We start from the raw sequence: 16,466 nt of genomic DNA, 5'->3' as shown, positions 1-16,466 counted from the left end.
CGGGAGGCCGTTGAGGTCTCGTTCGACGGCCCCCCACCTGCCGGTTCTATTCGAGATAGATGTGTCGATTTTCGACAACCATCGACTTGCCGGGCTTTCTTGGATTCGGCGCCATTCGCTCAAAGTTCATGTGAGGACCACCGCCGTGCTGTCCTGTGATATCCGATTCACCCATCCTGGCAATGCGCGTGCCATCCTTTGACACATACCTTCCACTGCCCTTCACGGGCTCGGAATAGCCGGGCCCAACCCACCTCTCCGCCGCGTCGAGAGCTTCATTCGTTGGCACTCGGGTTCCATCCACCGGATGACCGTCGTCATCGAATTTCCGGTAAGAGGTCCAGGGCCCGCAGTTTGCATTGTGTACCAGGACCGGCGTAGCCCCCGCCAGCACATAGTACGTGTGAAGGTCTTCAACTGTGAGGTTGTACGTGCGCGCGTGCTTGGCGAACGGGCGGTTGTTTGTCACGGTGACGGTGGTGCCATCGTCCGTCAGGAGTGTGGCGCTCGGGTGGAGTTGACCGGCTTCGACCCACCGCTTCTCGGAGGGGGACCAGAAGGGGTGCTCATGCGTGGCGATGAGCTTCTGGGGCCCGTCCTCGGTCGCGATCGTCAGTTCATTGAAGTGCTTGTCGTCTTCGGTGCGAATCAGGCGTGAGACCTTGCGACTGCCGGACTTTCCCGTCCCAGGATCGGTCGCGAGGACTTCGTCTCCGACCTCAATGTCTTCAATGTCCTTCGTGGAACCATCAGCCATGAGGACGTCAGTGCCGGCGAGGAAACACTTGTTACAGCCGAGTCGTCCCGTCCTGAGACCTTCGACCGCGAGGACGATATCTGTCACAAGGTGATAGGCGGCTTCGACGGCACCACGAATTTTGGCGTCCCTATTGCACTCACTCGCGTGCTCAACGCAGTACAAGGCCGCGACGCGTTTGGCGCCTGCTACATCCCCCGTCTCCTCCAGATAGTCGGCAGCCTTCTCGCAGCCGAGGCGGCCGTAGCAGAGCACGCCTCCGCTGCCGTCCTCGGCGCCGTTGACCGTGGGTTGCCAGTACTCGCCGGATTGATTCGGCTGCCTACCAGTGGTGTCCCAGCGCTTGAGCAGCTTCTTCGGTTCGTTGGTGTCTGGGGTGTTCTGGTCGACCCATTCATCAACTACTTTCTGCTGACGCTCCGCATCGTGGTCGACTCCGCCGTTCTGCGGGGATGCCGGATCGTCCTCCGCGTTGTAGTCGCCGTATGTGCCATTGCTTCCGGCGCAGTAGTTGGGATAGCAACTCTCCAGACCGCTGGGGTCAGAGGCGGTTGTGGGGTTGTTGTTGGCGTAGCTGTAGCCGTTCAGGCTTTGGGGCTGCTCAAGACTGAGGAGGGGATCGACGGAAATGAATTGCCCGATCGAGGGGTCGTATTCTCGGGCGCCTATATGCGTGAAGCCGGTGGTGGGGTCGATGTCGCCGCCGACGAAGCCCTTCTGACCTGGCCAGAACGCCGGAGCTGTGCCACGGGCGCCGCCGTAGGGCATCGACTTGCGGCGGTTTGCAGCAAGCGTCGTGGCGCTGATCGACAGCTGGTTGGTGTTGTGGTGGTCGGCTACCAGCAGCCGGACCTTGCCATCGCTGCTGGTGCGCACCGCGGAACCCCCGGGCACGCTGTAGTAGCGGGTGCCGGCCACGGTCTGGGTGGACTTGTTCAGGACCAGTTCCTGGCCGCCCGGCAGGTACAGGGTGGTCGCGTTCGGGTCGCGGCGGAGGAGGCGGGTGCCTTCGGCGTCGTAGAGGAACTTGGTGGTGGCGCCGGAGAGGGTGGAGGTGGCCAGTTTGCCTTCGTCGTTCCAGGTGAGGGTCTGGGCGGCGCCGGTGGAGGGGGTTTTGGTGAGCTGGTTGCCGGTGTTGTCGTAGGTGTAGTTGGTGGTGCCGGTGGTCCCGCCCGTGGCGGTGACGGAGCGCACGCCGTGGGCCTGGGCGGCGCCTGTGGTGGTGGGGTAGGTGTGGGTGCGGGTGGTGTCCGCGGTAATGGGCCCGGCCTTGTGCTGGGTTTCGCTCGCGCGCTGCCCGGTGTCGGTGAAGGTCCAGCTGGTCCAGTACGGATCGACGGAGCCCAGCGCGGGGGTTCCGGTGCCGTCGACGGGCTTGGTGGTGCAGCCGTCGCCGGTGGTCCAGGCTTCGGACAACCGTCGTGCCCAGTCGTAGCTGAAGCACTGGTCGTCGAGGATGGTGCCGTCGTTCTGGGCGTCGCGGATGCGAGTGATGTTCCCCGCCGGGTCGTAGCTGTACTGGATGTTCGACAGGGTCGCCGGGCCGGTGCTCTCCCGGTCCACGATGGAGCGATCCGGTCGGCGGGTCACCGCGTCGTAGGTGTTGGTCTGGATGACCTGGGCGCCGCTGTTGCCCAAAGATGCCTGGGCCAGCTCCCCGAACGGGGTGTAGCCGGCGCCGCGCAAGTACACCTGAGACAGCGTGCCGTCGACGATCGCCAGCTGGTCCTGTGCCCCGTAGTGAGCGGTGACGGTCTCGGCGGGCAGTGCGGTGGTGCCGTTGCTGTTGCCGGTGCTGTAGGTCGTGGTCAGCGGCAGGCCGTTCACCGCCGTCGAGGTGCCGGCCAGCGTGTAGGTGCCGGCGAGCTTCTCCTCCCCGACCACCGATGGCACGCTCACCCTCGTGCCGGTGACCTCCCCGGCACTGTCGTAGCCGGTGGCCTCGGTGGTGTAGGCGGGGTTGGGGGAGACGGTGGTGTCGTAGCGCACCGAGGTGGCGGGCAGGCCCTTACCGCCGGGTGCGGTGTCGTAAGTCCATTCGGCGAGCTTGGTGCCGGTGACCGAGTCCTTGCGCAGGCTGGTGGTGCGGCCGAGCACATCGTAGGTGGTGGCCAGCGTGACACCCCTGGCGTCGGTGCTGGTCTGCACGCGCCCGTCAGTGCCATAGCCGGTGATGGTGGTGCCCGCGTCCGGGTCAGTGCTCTGGATCTTCCGGCCGCGCAGGTCGTACGTGTAGGTCCAGGCGTTGCGCCCGGAGGTGTCTGTGACCTTGTTCAGATTCCCGGCCGCATCATAGGACCGGGTGGTCTTCTCGTACTCGGTGGCCGCATCGCCGATCAGGGGCGTGCGGTCCTTGTAATCCCGCTGCTCGACCAGTCGGCCGCGCACATCGCTCACGCCCAGGGTGGCGGTACCGCCGATGGGCGGCACGCTGGCACTCCAGGTGGCGCCGTAGGTGTTGGTGGTGCGCCACTTCTCGACGTTGAGGGACAGGGTGATCGCAGCGGTAGGGCGGCTGCGGCCGTCGTACTCGGTGAGCGAAGCGCTGGGGACCTGGTTGTCGGTCACCACCAGCGCGGTGGTCGAGGCGGCGCTCGCGTTGTAGAAGGGAGCGTTGGTGCGGTACGCGCGGCCGTGATCGTCGTAGAAGGTGTCAATGACGACACGACCAACCGTGCCGATGGCGTCGCTCTGCGACTGGCGCGCGCGCAGCAACGAGTCATAGAGAGCGATCCCGGTGCCCCAGGTGCCGTTCTCGTACAGGGTCTTGGTAGTGACAGCGGTCGGAGCGGTCGACGAGAGGGTGTAGGTGATCTCAACATTGGGGCTCAGCGTGGTGGCCCGCCCGGCCCGCCAACCCTTGACCAGGCGGCCGGCCGCGTCATACGCGGTGGTGGTGGTGCGGCCGTTGGCCTCGTCAGTGGCCTTCAGGATCAGACCGCGCAGACCGTCGAACTCGCTGCTCGTCGCGTAGCCCTTGGGGTTGGTGACGGTGACCTTGGTGGGCTGTGCGCCGCTGGTGGGAACGTAGTCGGTGGTGGTGGTCTGGCCGTCCTGGCCCTTGACGGTCTTGACCCGGCCGAGGGTGTCGTAAGTCCTCTGGGCGGTGGTCTCCCACACCAGGGCCCCGCCGGTATCCGTCTTGGCAGCCTGCTCGGTCTTGGTCTCGTTCGCCTGCCCGACCTTCGGCGCGGTTCCGACGGCCTGCAGATCGTAGGAGGTGCGGGCGGAGCCGGTGACAGCGGTGGTGGCATACGCGCCAGAGCACGGCTCGTGGTTGGTCGTGGTGACCTGGGAGGGATAGCCGATCAGCCAGTTGGCGGTGTCGGGGGTGACATATGAGGTGCGGGCGCACTTCGCTTCGACCGTGCCGGCGCCGTCGTCGCCTTCGGAAGTGAGTAGCCCGTAGGTGGCGTCGTATCCGCGGGTGGTGGTCAGGGTCCGCCAGGTGGTGCCGTCATCCTGCAACGTGGCGGCGGCCTCGGTGGCAGTGCCGGAGTAGTGGGCCGTCCTGGCCGGCAGTGCCGGGCCGGGATCGTTGGGCTTGTCGGGGTCGGTTATGCCGGTCACCGTCTGGGTGGCGGTGGCGCCGGACTGCCAGGGAGTGAAAGTCGCCTTCGCGACGACCTTGCCGCCGGTGCCGTCCTTGTCGAAGGTGCGCGACTGTGCCGCGCGCCCGGAGAAGTCGTCTCGGTCGGGGATCCCGTTAATGGTAGGGACGGGGCGGGCAGAGCCATCGGCCATCGTGTCGCCGGCCATGCCCGTGAAGTACGCCGTCTCAGACTTGGTGCGGTTCGTGGCCCCGACAAAGGTGCGCACGGTGCCATAGCCCCGGAACTCGGACCAGGTGCGGTGCTTGTCCAGCGTGAACTCGCCGGTGTCGCGCCGCCACTTCGGGCCGTCGGCGTACTCATACGAGGTGATCTTGGAAGCGGAGCCGGTGCCGAACGTGGTGTCGTCCTCCACGACCTGCGTCACCAGGTACTTGTGGAAGAAGTCCTTGACCGGGTCCACCGCGCCCTCGGGTGTCCACCAGGATGGATAGCACCGCTTGGCGTTGGTGTCCGGGGCGGGCAGGTTGCTGGTGGTGCACTCGGCGGCGCTGTAGGTGACCAGCGTCTGGCCGCCGGTCTCATTGGTGATCTCGGTGAGGCGCTTCTTGTTCAGCGGCGGTCGGCCCTCCGCCGCATCCACCCGATTCGCCCGCAGCTCACCGGTGAACGTCGTCTTGGGGAGTGCGATGTCGGCGAGTGCCCCGGCCTTCGCTGTGCGCTGGATTGACTCAAGCCACATCGACGGCGAGGAGGTGTCCCCGGTGGCCGGGAAGGACTGGACCAGATTCCACGTGTCGACAGGCTGCATCGTGGTGCCGACCAGCGAGTACGTGTTGATCGAGCTCAGCCGCTTGCGGGACCAGAACACCGGCCCCGTCTGCAGGCACTGGGTGCTGCTGGTGCAGTTCAGGTCGACGGGGGTGTCGGGCCAACTGGTGGCGTGGGCCTCGTCGAAGGTGCAGTCGGACAGGCAACGGTCGATGGAGGTAAAAGCGACCCGGCCGGCCGGGTTCGCCGTGCTGTAGACGGCGCCTGCTCGCAGCCCGTAGTCGATCTTGGTGAGGTAGCCGCCGCGATCGTAGGGTTGCGAGGCGTCGATCTTGTTGTTCTGCGCGTAGTAGCCGCCCTCCTTCGCGTAGTACAGCGCCATCGCGTTGCCGTGCGGATCAACGACGTAGTCGAGGTTCCACCGCCAGCCCTGGATCTCGGCCGAGGAGGCGAAGTCTGCGGCGTGGCCCTGCTCGCCGGCGTGGTTGCCGTAGACCGGAACGGTGAACACCGAGTTCGTCTCGGCGTTGCCACTGGCCCAGCCGGGCAGCCGGTTCTTGCCGAAGAAGTACTGGGTGCCGGTCTGCGTGGTGACCTTGAAGTACTCGCGGTCCGCATCCCCTGAGTTGTTGGCCGCCGTGTCGTAGAGGCGCTCCACCCGCGAGCCGTCATCGCCGGACAGCCTGCCGGTGTTGCCATTGGCGTCCCAGACGACCTGGTTGGAGGAGCCGTTGAGCGACAGGGTGGCGTTGTCCGACTTCCAGCACAGGTCACCGACCTTCTCGGTGTTGTTGCCACCCTGCTTGTCGTTCTCACACGAGGCGTACGTCCGTTCGACGTAGCCGGTGGAGAACTCCCAGCCCTCACCTACCCATGTCGACTGGTTGTTGGTGGACGCGGTACGACCATCCACGGTGGAGGAGTTGTAGTTCAGCGCCACCTTCGGCGCCAGACCACCCGGGGCAGAAGGGACACTGAGCGGCACATTCCAGGCGAAGCCGCCGGAGTTGCCGCCCGCCGACCACGACCCGGACGGCGCCAGCGAGGTCGCTGCGAACGAACCCTCGCCGCCGCTCGCCCCGGCGGTCGCCGCGAGCAGCACCGGCGCACCGGCGGAGGCTGTGCGGGTGGACGTCCCGGCCGCCGCGGGCAGCGGAGCAGTACCGCTCAGGGTGTGGCGCTTGATGTCGTTGGTGGTGGCCAGCGCAGTCGCTGTGCGGCAGGCCGGCTTGTCGGGGGTGGTCAGGGCGCAGCCGGGCAGGGTGGCCAAGTGCAGGCGGGAGGACCAGCCGGCGCCGTAGGCGTCGCGAATGCTGGAGTAGTCGACCTCGATGCGGGCACCGCTCGCACCGCGCTCGCCGTCGGTGCGCTGGACCTGCAGGAGCAGCCCCTCAACCCCGGCGCGCTGCGCGGCCGTGCGGTCGAGTAGTTTCACTCCGAGTTTTGTTGGGGCGGTGCCCGCGAGGGTCTTACCGACCGAAGCGCCGACCTTGACGGGCAGGCTCCCGGCGCGCTGCTTGCCTCCGGCGGTGGCGGCGGCTGTCGTCAGGTCCACTTCGGTGCGGCCGGGCTGGGGCCAGGTCACCGGGGCCGGCTTCCAGGGTTTGGACGACGGCGTCACCGGCCGCTTGCGCGGGGCGAGGTCGGTGCCCTCGACCGAGGTGGTCTTGGGTATGGCCCGTACCTGGTAGTCGCCTACGGCCGCCCAGACCGGCGCGGTTAGCAGAGACACCATCAGCGCGGCGGAGGTCGCCCCCACCACCGACGTCCGCGCACTGCCCCGCTGAGAACGGCGTGTTCTTCGACGAGAAAACGGCACGGCGAACGCCCGGCGCAACGACATGTATCCCCACCCCAACAAGATCAATCGCGAATAGCTTGCACATCTAAGCGAGGCGGGAGAGATCCCCGCAAGGGTTTGAGGCAACAGATTCATCTGGCCGAGCCCGTCGGCGGCCAAACGCTTCGAAATGCACGTCAGACGTCACCAGTTGAGCTGATGACCCTTGTCTGGCTCCACTCTGAATTGGGAGCCTTCGATTCCGCATATCCAGTTTCGGTGCGCCGTACGGAATCCAAGAGGTGTCGCATAATCTGCGCAGTTCAAGCTCGCCTTCAGGGCGACCCACGAGAGGTCCCGATGGAACACCGCAGATTCTGGGCCAGTGGCCTCAGACGCCCAATAGCCACCGCGATGGCTCTGGGCATTCCCCTGGCCGCGGCCACCGCGCTCGCCCTCCCCACCGCCGCCGCGAGCGATGGCACATCGAACTCGACTCCGCCCATTGCAAGTTCGGAGCTGAAGGCGTTCAAGCTGGCCGCCGAGTCGGGGCAGCGCGTGGAGATTATGGAGCAGCGAGAGGAGAGCCGGGAGGTCTTCGCCAACCCGGACGGCACCACAACGCGCCGCCAGTACGCCACCCCCGTCTGGACCCGGTACGAGCGCCACTGGCAGGAGGCTGACGACACGCTGGTCCGCCACCCCGATGGCACGGTGGGCCCGGCCGCGCCGGTCTTCGGCATCACCTTCTCCGGAGGCGGCAGCGCCCCCATGGCCGCCATGGCCAAGAACGACATCAAATTTGCGCTGAGTTGGCCCACCGCGCTGCCGGAGCCGACCCTGGCGGGCAACACCGCGACCTACAAGTCGGTGCTACCAGACGTTGACTTGAAGCTGATCGCAGAAGTAGACGGCTTCGCCCAGCACCTGATCATCCACACCCCACAGGCGGCCGCCAACCCCGCGCTGAAGAGAATCCAACTCGGCGTCACCGCACAGGGGGTGAGCCTGGACGACGACGCCGGGGACAACCTCCTCGCCAAGGACGCGGCGGGCAACGTCATCTTCAGCGCGCCGAAGCCCAAGATGTGGGAACAGCCCCCAACCCAGGCTGACGGCACCGGTGCCAGCGCTGCGTCGTCCCCGGCCGGGGCGCGGTTCGCCGACGCCGTGGACGGGGAGGCCCCGGCGTCGGCAACGGTGGCCGCCGACGTCACCGGGAACACTCTCACCCTGACGCCCGATGCCGAACTGCTGGCCGGCGCCGACCAGTTCCCGCTCATCGTCGACCCGATCTTCTCCGGCGGCTCTCGGGAGAAGTGGGCGGTGGTCTACTCCGCCGAACCATCCGGGACCTTCCCGAACGGCTCGGGCTGGAACTCCTCCAACCCCGCCGATGAGCCGCGGGTCGGCAACAACGGCGACGGCCGCACCCGGTCGTTCTTCCAGATGAACACCGGCGGCCTGGGTGGTGCTGACATCCTCGACGCCACCTTCGCGGTGCGCGAGACCCACTCCTGGGGCTGCAGCGCCTCCGACGCCGGACCCACCGAACTGTGGAGCACCAACTCCCTGACCACCACGCCCTCCTGGAACACCAACAACAGCTGGTGGACCACGAAACTCGACGCCGACTCCTTCGCCGGCGGCAACGCGACCTACTGTCCGGGTGTGCTGGGCCACGACTTCAAGAGCGCCGCGCTGACCAGCGCCGTCCAGCAGGCCGCCGATGGCGGCTGGAGCAACCTGACGCTGGGACTGCGTGCCGCCGACACCCACGAGGGCAGCGTCAACAGCTTCAAGCGCTTCGAGAACGACCCCGTCCTGGAGGTCACCTACAACTTCCTTCCCACTGTGGCCAACCAGGCCGCCTATGAGGGAAGTTGGGTGCCCAGTGCCGAGGAGAACAAGCTGGTGCCCTGCGGCGGCATCATCGGCAACAGCGGCATGGCGCTGACCGCCAAGCTCACGGACAAGGACGGCGGCACCATCACCCCGCAGTTCTCGGTCACCAACACCACCACCGGCGCCGCCGTACCCGTCACCAACGGCGCCGCCGTCTCCAGCGGCAAGACCGCCACCGCCAGCGTCTCCGCCGCGAACCTCGTGTCCGGCAGCTACAAGTGGAAGGTACGCGCCAAGGACGGCGAGACCACCTACAGCCCCTACACCGCAGATTGCGCCTTCAACGTCGACCGCCAAGGCCCTACCGCCAAGGTCACCATCACTCACACCGACGGCACTCCCGTCGGCGATCCCACCGTGAAGTACCCGGCCCGCAAGACGGTCCGCTTCAAGGTCTCCAACCCCGCCACCGACCTGGCCGGGTTCTGCTGGGCCGCCGACCACCCCATTTCCGTCTCCAGTGAGCGCTGCCACGCGGCCAACTGGGTCCCAGTCGCCTCCGGCGCCACCACTGCCACCATCGATGTCATCCCCACCGGCTACCCCAACACCGCGCTGCACGTCCTGGCCTACGACAAAGCCGGCAACCACTCCCCGCTTGACAACGGCGTTGAGACCACGATTCTGGCCACCACCAAGGCGGACTTCGTCTACGCAGCCGGGCAGAACCCCGCCACCGGCCTCGCCCGAAAGGACCTGCACGGCGACCTCACCGGCGACGGCTACCCTGACCTGTTCGCCACCGACAGCAACAAGCAACTCCTGCTATACGCCGGCGACGGTACCGGCGCCATCGCAGCCGCGCAGATGGTCGGGACCGGCGGTTGGGACTACGCCCTGGTCGCCCATGGCGGCGACCTCGCCGGCTTCGCCAGCACTACCGCCGCACCGGACGGCTACGAGGACACCATCGCCCGGCTGCGCGACGGCAAACTCTATCTTTACCCCGGCAATGGCCTGGGCACCCCTTGGAGCTGGTCCCGCACCGAACTCGTCCACGCCGACCTCAACAGCGGCACCGACTGGCGCCGCACCCGCCAGATCCTCACTCCCGGTGACATCGACAAGAACAACACCGCAGGTCACGCTGGCGGCAACGACCTGATCACCATCGAATGCACCACCGACATCGGCGCCAACAGCTACTGCGCCAACGCCGAACTGTGGCTCTACACCGGCAATACCCTCGCCGACGGCACCACCGACCAGACCGAACCCTTCGACCTCACCAACCGCACCAAGATCGGCAGCGCGGGCTGGCAGAACCTCAACGTCCTCGCCGTCGGCGACCAGAACGACGACGGCATCATGGACATCGTCACCCGAGACCCCGCCGCCTCAACCCTGTACCTCTACCCCGGGAAGATCACCAGCGGTGTCTACGCCCTCACCACCCGCACCAGCTACGCAGGCCAGGGCTGGAACCTCACCAACCGCCCCCGGCTGGCCTCCGCGGGCAACGCCCAAGGCGCCGTGACCATCAACACCTACACCGACCCCGACGATCCCACCAACCCGGTCACTTACCGCCAGTTCCAGCCCAAGACCGGCGAACACTACGGCGACATCTGGGCCACCACCGACGCCGACCCCAACCTCGTAGTCAACTACGTCACCGCCAGCGGAACCGCCGCGACCACCACCTGCCCCACCGGCTGCCTCCTCTTCTACCCCGGAGGACCCACCACCCACCGCAGCCCCACCCTCGTAGGCGCCGCAAGCTGGAGCACCAACATCACCGCAATCCACTGACCCACCCCGAGACCAACACGCCACGCTGCCCCGATCAGGGCAGCGTGGCGAGCGCGGGTCACGACGGCGTTGCCCATGTGTCGTGCTTCGGAAGTCGACCATTCCGCACGCAGTCCGCAGGACACCCGCTCGTGACCGTCGCAGCCCGTCGCCAGCAGTCGCTAAAAAGCCAGGTCAGCGCCCCACAGCAATGATCGCTGCAGGTCGCCGACCCGCCCCGTTACTTGGAGACCAAGAAGGCCTGATCTCCCGGTCACGTCTTTCGCGTAGGCATATCGCGTACGTACGACAGCACCCGTCATCCGCGCGGAGCCGGGTGCTGTCGGCGTTATGCCGCACCCTCTTCCGCGGACCCGGTCCGCCGGCTGTGCAGGACCACCATGCCGAGCACCACCGCGGCCAGCAACGCCAGGGCGAGCAGGGCGGGAAGCAGGACGACGAGCGCGCCCGCGGCCAGGCAGGCGAGGCCGCCGATGATGAAGACGAGGGACCGTCGGCCGCCGACGCGCAGCAGGATCGCCGCCGCCGCCAGCAGGAAGACGCCGACGCCGCCGGTCAGCGCCCACGCCACTACGCCGTGCAGCGGCTCGGACAGGTCGTAGTGCTCACTGTCGGCGACCTGGTGGAGCACCTTCTTCATGCCGAGCGCGGTGAGCACGATGCCCCCGACGAGCGGCAGGTGCAGGAAGGTGTACGCATCCCGTGCCAGGCGGGTGCGGTCGTCACCCTCCAAAGCGGTCAGGCGCTCTTCGGCCGGCTCGCTGATCTGGCGGAAGTACAGGCGCCACAGCCCGGCGACGACCAGCAGGCCCGCTGCGGCCCCGGCCAGCACCGGTGTGGAGATGGGGAGGCCTGACACCCCCACCCCGATCGCGACGATCGACTCGCCCAGCGCGATGATGACGATCAGCCCGTGCCGTTCGGCGAAGTGGCCCGGCGAGGCGACCCGCCAGCCCGAGGAGCCGGTGATGTAGATGCCGCCGTAGTCGATGACGACCGCACCGAGCCAGATGAGCACCTGTGTCAGGCCGGTGAAGGCGCTGCCGACCAGGAGCAGGACGAACGGCGGTGCCACCGACAGCAGCGCGGTACGGCGCAGCGTGGCATGGAGCGCCTCGTCGCCGGGGCTGGAGATCCAGTACGTGACGAGGTGCAGGACGCGGACCGCGCCGTAGCAGAGGACGAACACGAGCGGTGCGTACAGGCCGCCGGGCAGGTCGTCGTAGACCTCCGGCACGGTGACCGAGACGACCAGCACCACCGCCATCACGGCGACCAGCACGGCGAACATCGCCCCGGAGTCTGCGCGGACGACATTGCCCAGCCAGGCGAAACAGCACCAGCACCACCACAGCAGGGCGAGCACAACTCCCCCGCCGAGCAGCCGAAGCAGGGAGGGGTCCGCCGCCATCAGTGCCGTGACCTGCGTGATCGCGTACACGAACACCAAGTCGAAGAACAGCTCGGCAGGCGTCACCCGGTGACCGCCCTCCGTGGCGATCAACCCGGAACGCTCTCTACCTGTCGGCACGGCCTCTCCCCCTACGGCGCCCATCCCTGGGTCGGCTGATTCCGCGCGGAACAATACAGACGATGCGGGGTCCGCAACCGTTCATTACTCGTCCAGTGCCTGCCGGATGTTGGCCCTCACCGCGTCCAGATCCCGGCGCACCGCCTCGTACTTCGCCTTGTTCCGCTCGACATCGGCACGCTGTATCTCCGCGCGAGCCTCCCACCACACCCGCACCGTGTCGTGCTTCCGCTTGCACTCGACATCGGCCGTCGCCGTCGCCAGCTCCCGCTCCGTCCGGGTCGTATTGCCACCGCTGCCCCGCTGCCAGGCCTTGTCCTCGTACGCCTTGTCCGGGTTCTGGTACCGACCGAGCCCCCTGTCCACGACGCACTGGGACCAGGTGTCCCAGGCCTGGCGTATCCGTCCGTTCCTGGGTTCCGTCCCGGTCAGGCTGTGTTCGCGTCCGGAGACGTAGGACCACATGCGCATGGAGTCCTTGACGCCGCCGATCAGTTGCTTGTCCGCCTCGCCGGAGCAGCCGTTCTCCGGGACCTTGCGGCCGTGGATCGTGGCCGCGCCGCCGCTGCCCGGGCCGTGGACGACTCCGTACTCCTCCTCTGTCATCACACGGCCCTTGGGCTTCCACTCCCTGCTCTTCTTCGGATCCCAGCCGTATCCCCAGCGGCGGGCGTCATCGAGGTCGAGCATTCCGAAAGGACCCGAGGAGACCAACACCGACATGACCGCCGGCCCGCGCTGCGGGTCTTTCGGGTCCAGCGGGAAGCCGGCGTGCCCGAAACCCACCATGCAGCGCTGCACCAAGCGGTGCCGTGCCTGGGTGAAGCGCTCGTACTCCTTGCTGCTCAACTGATAGCGGTCCAGGGGCAGTGGGGGTATGTCCGCCTCAGTTGCCGAGAAGGGCACCTTGGCTTCCCGCCCGGAGACGAGCCCGCAGCCGGTCAGCAAGAAGGCCAGCGAGAAGGTCGGCAAGACGAGCCAGACACGTGCGAGCGCACGCCGTAAGAGCAGCGAATGCAGCGACTCAAAATCGGTCATGAGGCAATGATGCAGGCCGCCACCGACACGCGCTCGGGCCTGTGGAAAACCTCAGCGGGCTCTGACGCCGCCCCATGATTGCGGCCACCGGCGAGCAGGTGTCAGGCCGCGGGCGCGTGCGGCAGAGGGCGCTTGTGCCGCAGCAGCCACTGCCGGTATGCGGCCGCGCGCAGCGCCGCCTCCCGGTAGGCGGCCGCCAGTTCCGCGTACACCGCCTCGTGCAGCTCCTCGCAGGCTCCGGGTCTTCGGAACAGCAGCAGCCGGACGGCGAGCGGGTCGCCCCGCAGCGGACGGATCGCCATGTCCTCGCGCGGGCCCGAGGTCGGCTGGCAGGGTGCCACCGCCTCGCCGATCGCGATCAGGGACGCCGCCGTGTGGTAATCGCCGTGCAGAACGGGCGGGTTGAGCCCCGCCGCTCGCAGGACGCGGCGCAGGCCGTCCCACTCGCCGTCCACCGTCGGGTCGACCATCCAGCGGTCCTCGGCCAGATCGGCGAGTTCCACGACGGGCGCGGCGGCGGCCGGATGGTCGCGGGACATGGAGATGAACTGCGGCTCGCGCTCGACCAGTACGCGTGAGGTCAGGGCGTCCGGGACCAGGAGGGGGCATCCCTCCACCTCGTGCACGAAGGCGACGTCGAGCTGGCCCGCCGCGACCATCCTGAGCAGGGCGTTCGCGGAAACATCCACATGCAGCGAGATGTCGGTGGCGGGCAGCCGCTGCCGCAGTCGGCGCAGCCAGTCGGCAAGCACCCGGCTGGCGGTGGAGCCGATGCGCAGCCTGGGGCCGCCTGCCCGGGCGGCCGACGCCTTGGCCTCGACGACGAGTGCGGCCATTTCGGCCAGCAGCGGGCGGGCACGGCTCAGGACGGACCGGCCGAGCGGGGTCGGTCGGCAGCCGGTGCGTTCACGCGAGAAGAGCTCCGCGCCCAGGGAGTTCTCGATCCGCCGCAGCTGGGTGGTCAAGGACGGCTGGCTGACGCCCAGTTGCCGGGCGGCTTTGTGCAGGCTGCCGGTGTCCGCTATGGCGCACAGCGCACGGAGGTGCCTCACCTCGAGCTCCATGACCAGAGGGTAAAGCCAGCCCCAACAGTCACACCAGACACCGTAGTTGGGGCACAAGGGACTGACCGGAACATGGTGATGCGCTCGTGTTATCGGCCATTGGCATCATCCGCGAGAGGGACGGGCTCCCCGAAACTCTGCCGTACCGAACCCCATCCGCCGGGGTTCACCGGACACGTAGGAGCCCCCCACATGCGTCACCAGAGAACGTTACTCTCCGCCGCACTCGGCCTCGGTCTCGCCGCCGCGCTGAGCGCGGTGCCCGCCACCGCCGCCACGAACACAGGCACGTCGGCCAACTCCCCTGAGGCCGCCGCCGCCCAGCCCTACGCCGCCTACGAAGGGTCCGCCGAGGACGCCAAGGCGACCAAGGCCTTCTTCGACGCCGTCGTGAAGTCGGTCGCCGAGAAGCGCGCCGCGAACCCCGGCGCGCAGGCCGTGACCGTCATCTACAGCGCAGGCAACGCCCCGAGCTTCCGCAGCCAGATATCCCGGAGCACCCAGATCTGGAACAGCTCGGTCAGCAATGTGAAGCTCCAGGAAGGCAGCAATCCCGACTTCCGGTACTACGAGGGCAACGACTCCCGCGGCTCGTACGCGAGCACCGACGGCCACGGCAGCGGCTACATCTTCCTCGACTACCGGCAGAACCAGCAGTACAACTCCACCCGCGTCACGGCCCACGAGACCGGGCACGTGCTGGGCCTGCCGGACCACTACTCGGGCCCGTGCAGCGAGCTGATGTCGGGCGGCGGCCCCGGCACCTCCTGCCAGAACGCCTACCCGAACGCGCAGGAGCGCTCCCGCGTGAACCAGCTGTGGGCGAACGGCCTGGCAGCGGCGCTCGCCCGCGTCTCCTGACCGGATCTCCACGAACGCCGGGGGCGCCCCTCCACGAAAGTGAGGGGCGCCCCTCCGCCGCTTCGCGCTTAGGGTGGTTGCATGACGAGCCCGAGTGAGCGTCCCGAGACGCTGTACGAGGCCGTGGGCGGCATGGACGCCCTCCGACGGCTGAGCAACACCTTCTACGAGGCGGTTCTCGCCGATCCGCTGCTCGCCCCCGTCTTCGCCGACTTCACGCCCACCCATATCGAGCATGTCGCCGTCTGGCTCGCCGAGATCTTCGACGGCCCGGCCCGCTTCACCGCCGAACTGGGCGGACACCAGACTCTGCTCCGGGCCCACCTCGGGCTTTCGATCACCGAGGAGCAGCGACTGCGCTGGATGGAGCTGATGACCGCGGCGGTGGAGAAGGAGCTCCCGGACGACGAGCTGCTGCGCCGCCGGGTGATGGAGTACTTCGACTGGGGTACGAAGATCGCCCGGTCGGTCTCGGCCGACCCGGCGGGCACGGACCTCGGCGATCCGGGCCCGACCCCGCGCTGGGGCTGGACCGGCCTGCGCTGAGGCCGCAACCGTACGGCTGTCGCCGTACGGCCATCACCGTGTGGTCGTCACCGATGGCCGTCCCGCATGACCGTCACCGTATGGCGTCAGGCACCCACCGGCGTTCGCACCACGAACTCCGCGCCGGGCGGCAGCTGCCTGCGTATCCGGCTGAGCGCATCACCGAAGTCGCCCCCGGCGACACCGGATTCGTACGCCGCCCCGCCGTAGTGCAGGGTCAGATTGAGGTCCGCACGGTCGAGCGGCCCGCCGCCGTGCGATGGCTCGCCGAGCGTCAGCAGACAGCTGAGCGTGGCTTGTTCGACCCTCCCGTCCGACTGCACGGGCAGCGGCATGTCCCACTCCAGTACGCAGGAGGACAGCACCCCGTCCGCGCCCACCGGCTCCAGAGCGGCGAAGGTCTCCCCTGCGTACTCAACACCCTTGATACGCGTGCGCAGTTGGCGCCCGCTCGCGGCGATCGTGACCGCTTCCGCGCCCGTGCGGTCGCGGTACCAGCCCGCCCACACTTCCGTCGACTCCGATGACATGGCGCGGACTGTAGCGGTACGCACCCCTCCGCTGAACAGGCGGGATGCCTCAAGCGGTCCCGACCGGGGCGCCGGGCTCGTCGCCCGCCTCACCGCCGGGCTCGTCGGTGTGCTCCGTGTCCCGCTGTCCGCCTCGCTGCTCACCCCGCTGCCCGCCCGGATGCTCTCCCTCGGTGTCGACGGACTGAGGGCATTCGGGATTGTGGCAGGGGCCCGGCCCCCAGAGGGGGACGAAGGTCCCGAGAGTCTTGTGCCGCTTCACGACCGTGACGACAGGCTGTCCGCACGCCGGGCACACATGCTCGGCCCCCGGGTCATGAAGGATCTCACGTCCTTTGCTGCCCATGCCTCCAGGATATGGCGGTTTGGGCTGCCCCGAC

Annotated in this window: 9 protein-coding genes; 3 read left to right on the top strand and 6 right to left on the bottom strand. The window is 67.9% G+C overall.

All coding sequences use genetic code 11. The annotated features are described in order from the left end of the window. Nucleotides 1-46: 46 nt before the first annotated feature. A complete protein-coding gene (locus OOK40_RS28585) occupies nucleotides 47-7,039 on the bottom strand; it encodes a polymorphic toxin-type HINT domain-containing protein (RefSeq protein ID WP_266487263.1) in 6,993 nt (2,330 codons plus the stop codon). Nucleotides 7,040-7,273: 234 nt separating this feature from the next. On the opposite strand from OOK40_RS28585, the gene OOK40_RS28580 reads away from it, so the two are divergent. Beyond that, on the top strand, nucleotides 7,274-10,516 hold the full coding sequence (locus OOK40_RS28580) for a VCBS repeat-containing protein (RefSeq protein WP_266487262.1): 3,243 nt from the start codon (nucleotides 7,274-7,276) through the stop codon (nucleotides 10,514-10,516). A gap of 328 nt (nucleotides 10,517-10,844) precedes the next feature. On the opposite strand, the gene OOK40_RS28575 is transcribed toward OOK40_RS28580, so the two are convergent. The 3 genes from OOK40_RS28575 to OOK40_RS28565 form a co-directional block, all read right to left on the bottom strand. Then, complete coding sequence (locus tag OOK40_RS28575) at nucleotides 10,845-12,047, bottom strand: low temperature requirement protein A (RefSeq protein WP_266487261.1); 1,203 nt, start codon at nucleotides 12,045-12,047, stop codon at nucleotides 10,845-10,847. An 84-nt stretch (nucleotides 12,048-12,131) separates the two neighbouring features. Beyond that, nucleotides 12,132-13,085, bottom strand: a complete 954-nt coding sequence (locus OOK40_RS28570; RefSeq protein WP_266487260.1) for a hypothetical protein — start codon at nucleotides 13,083-13,085, stop codon at nucleotides 12,132-12,134. 101 nt (nucleotides 13,086-13,186) lie between these two features. Beyond that, nucleotides 13,187-14,149 (bottom strand): LysR family transcriptional regulator, encoded by a 963-nt coding sequence (locus OOK40_RS28565; protein WP_266487259.1) that lies wholly within the window; start codon nucleotides 14,147-14,149, stop codon nucleotides 13,187-13,189. 192 nt (nucleotides 14,150-14,341) lie between these two features. Between OOK40_RS28565 and snpA the strand changes: the two genes are divergently transcribed. Both snpA and OOK40_RS28555 read left to right on the top strand, forming a co-directional pair. Beyond that, complete coding sequence (snpA, locus tag OOK40_RS28560) at nucleotides 14,342-15,010, top strand: snapalysin (protein WP_266487258.1); 669 nt, start codon at nucleotides 14,342-14,344, stop codon at nucleotides 15,008-15,010. A gap of 81 nt (nucleotides 15,011-15,091) precedes the next feature. Continuing rightward, nucleotides 15,092-15,556 carry a group II truncated hemoglobin gene (locus tag OOK40_RS28555; RefSeq protein ID WP_266487257.1) on the top strand — a complete coding sequence of 155 codons (465 nt, stop codon included), beginning with the start codon at nucleotides 15,092-15,094 and terminating at the stop codon, nucleotides 15,554-15,556. Nucleotides 15,557-15,642: 86 nt separating this feature from the next. Here OOK40_RS28555 and OOK40_RS28550 read toward each other — a convergent pair whose 3' ends face one another. Next, on the bottom strand, nucleotides 15,643-16,086 hold the full coding sequence (locus tag OOK40_RS28550; RefSeq protein WP_266487256.1) for a DUF6304 family protein: 444 nt from the start codon (nucleotides 16,084-16,086) through the stop codon (nucleotides 15,643-15,645). 49 nt (nucleotides 16,087-16,135) lie between these two features. Then, complete coding sequence (locus OOK40_RS28545) at nucleotides 16,136-16,432, bottom strand: hypothetical protein (protein ID WP_266487255.1); 297 nt, start codon at nucleotides 16,430-16,432, stop codon at nucleotides 16,136-16,138. Nucleotides 16,433-16,466 lie beyond the last annotated feature (34 nt).

The organism is Streptomyces sp. NBC_01481 (assembly GCF_026339995.1).
Classification (GTDB): Bacteria; Actinomycetota; Actinomycetes; order Streptomycetales; family Streptomycetaceae; genus Streptomyces.
The sequence above is the reverse complement of the archived record's forward strand: the minus strand, read 5'-3'. Positions and strand labels throughout refer to the sequence as shown.

Bases quoted from the DNA above. Each gene is read 5' to 3' on its own strand.
- snpA (WP_266487258.1), top strand. From the start codon at position 14,342: ATGCGTCACCAGAGAACGTTACTCTCCGCCGCACTCGGCCTCGGTCTC.
- OOK40_RS28550 (WP_266487256.1), bottom strand. From the start codon at position 16,086: ATGTCATCGGAGTCGACGGAAGTGTGGGCGGGCTGGTACCGCGACCGC.
- OOK40_RS28565 (WP_266487259.1), bottom strand. From the start codon at position 14,149: ATGGAGCTCGAGGTGAGGCACCTCCGTGCGCTGTGCGCCATAGCGGAC.
- OOK40_RS28545 (WP_266487255.1), bottom strand. From the start codon at position 16,432: ATGGGCAGCAAAGGACGTGAGATCCTTCATGACCCGGGGGCCGAGCAT.
- OOK40_RS28555 (WP_266487257.1), top strand. From the start codon at position 15,092: ATGACGAGCCCGAGTGAGCGTCCCGAGACGCTGTACGAGGCCGTGGGC.
- OOK40_RS28570 (WP_266487260.1), bottom strand. From the start codon at position 13,085: ATGACCGATTTTGAGTCGCTGCATTCGCTGCTCTTACGGCGTGCGCTC.
- OOK40_RS28580 (WP_266487262.1), top strand. From the start codon at position 7,274: ATGGCTCTGGGCATTCCCCTGGCCGCGGCCACCGCGCTCGCCCTCCCC.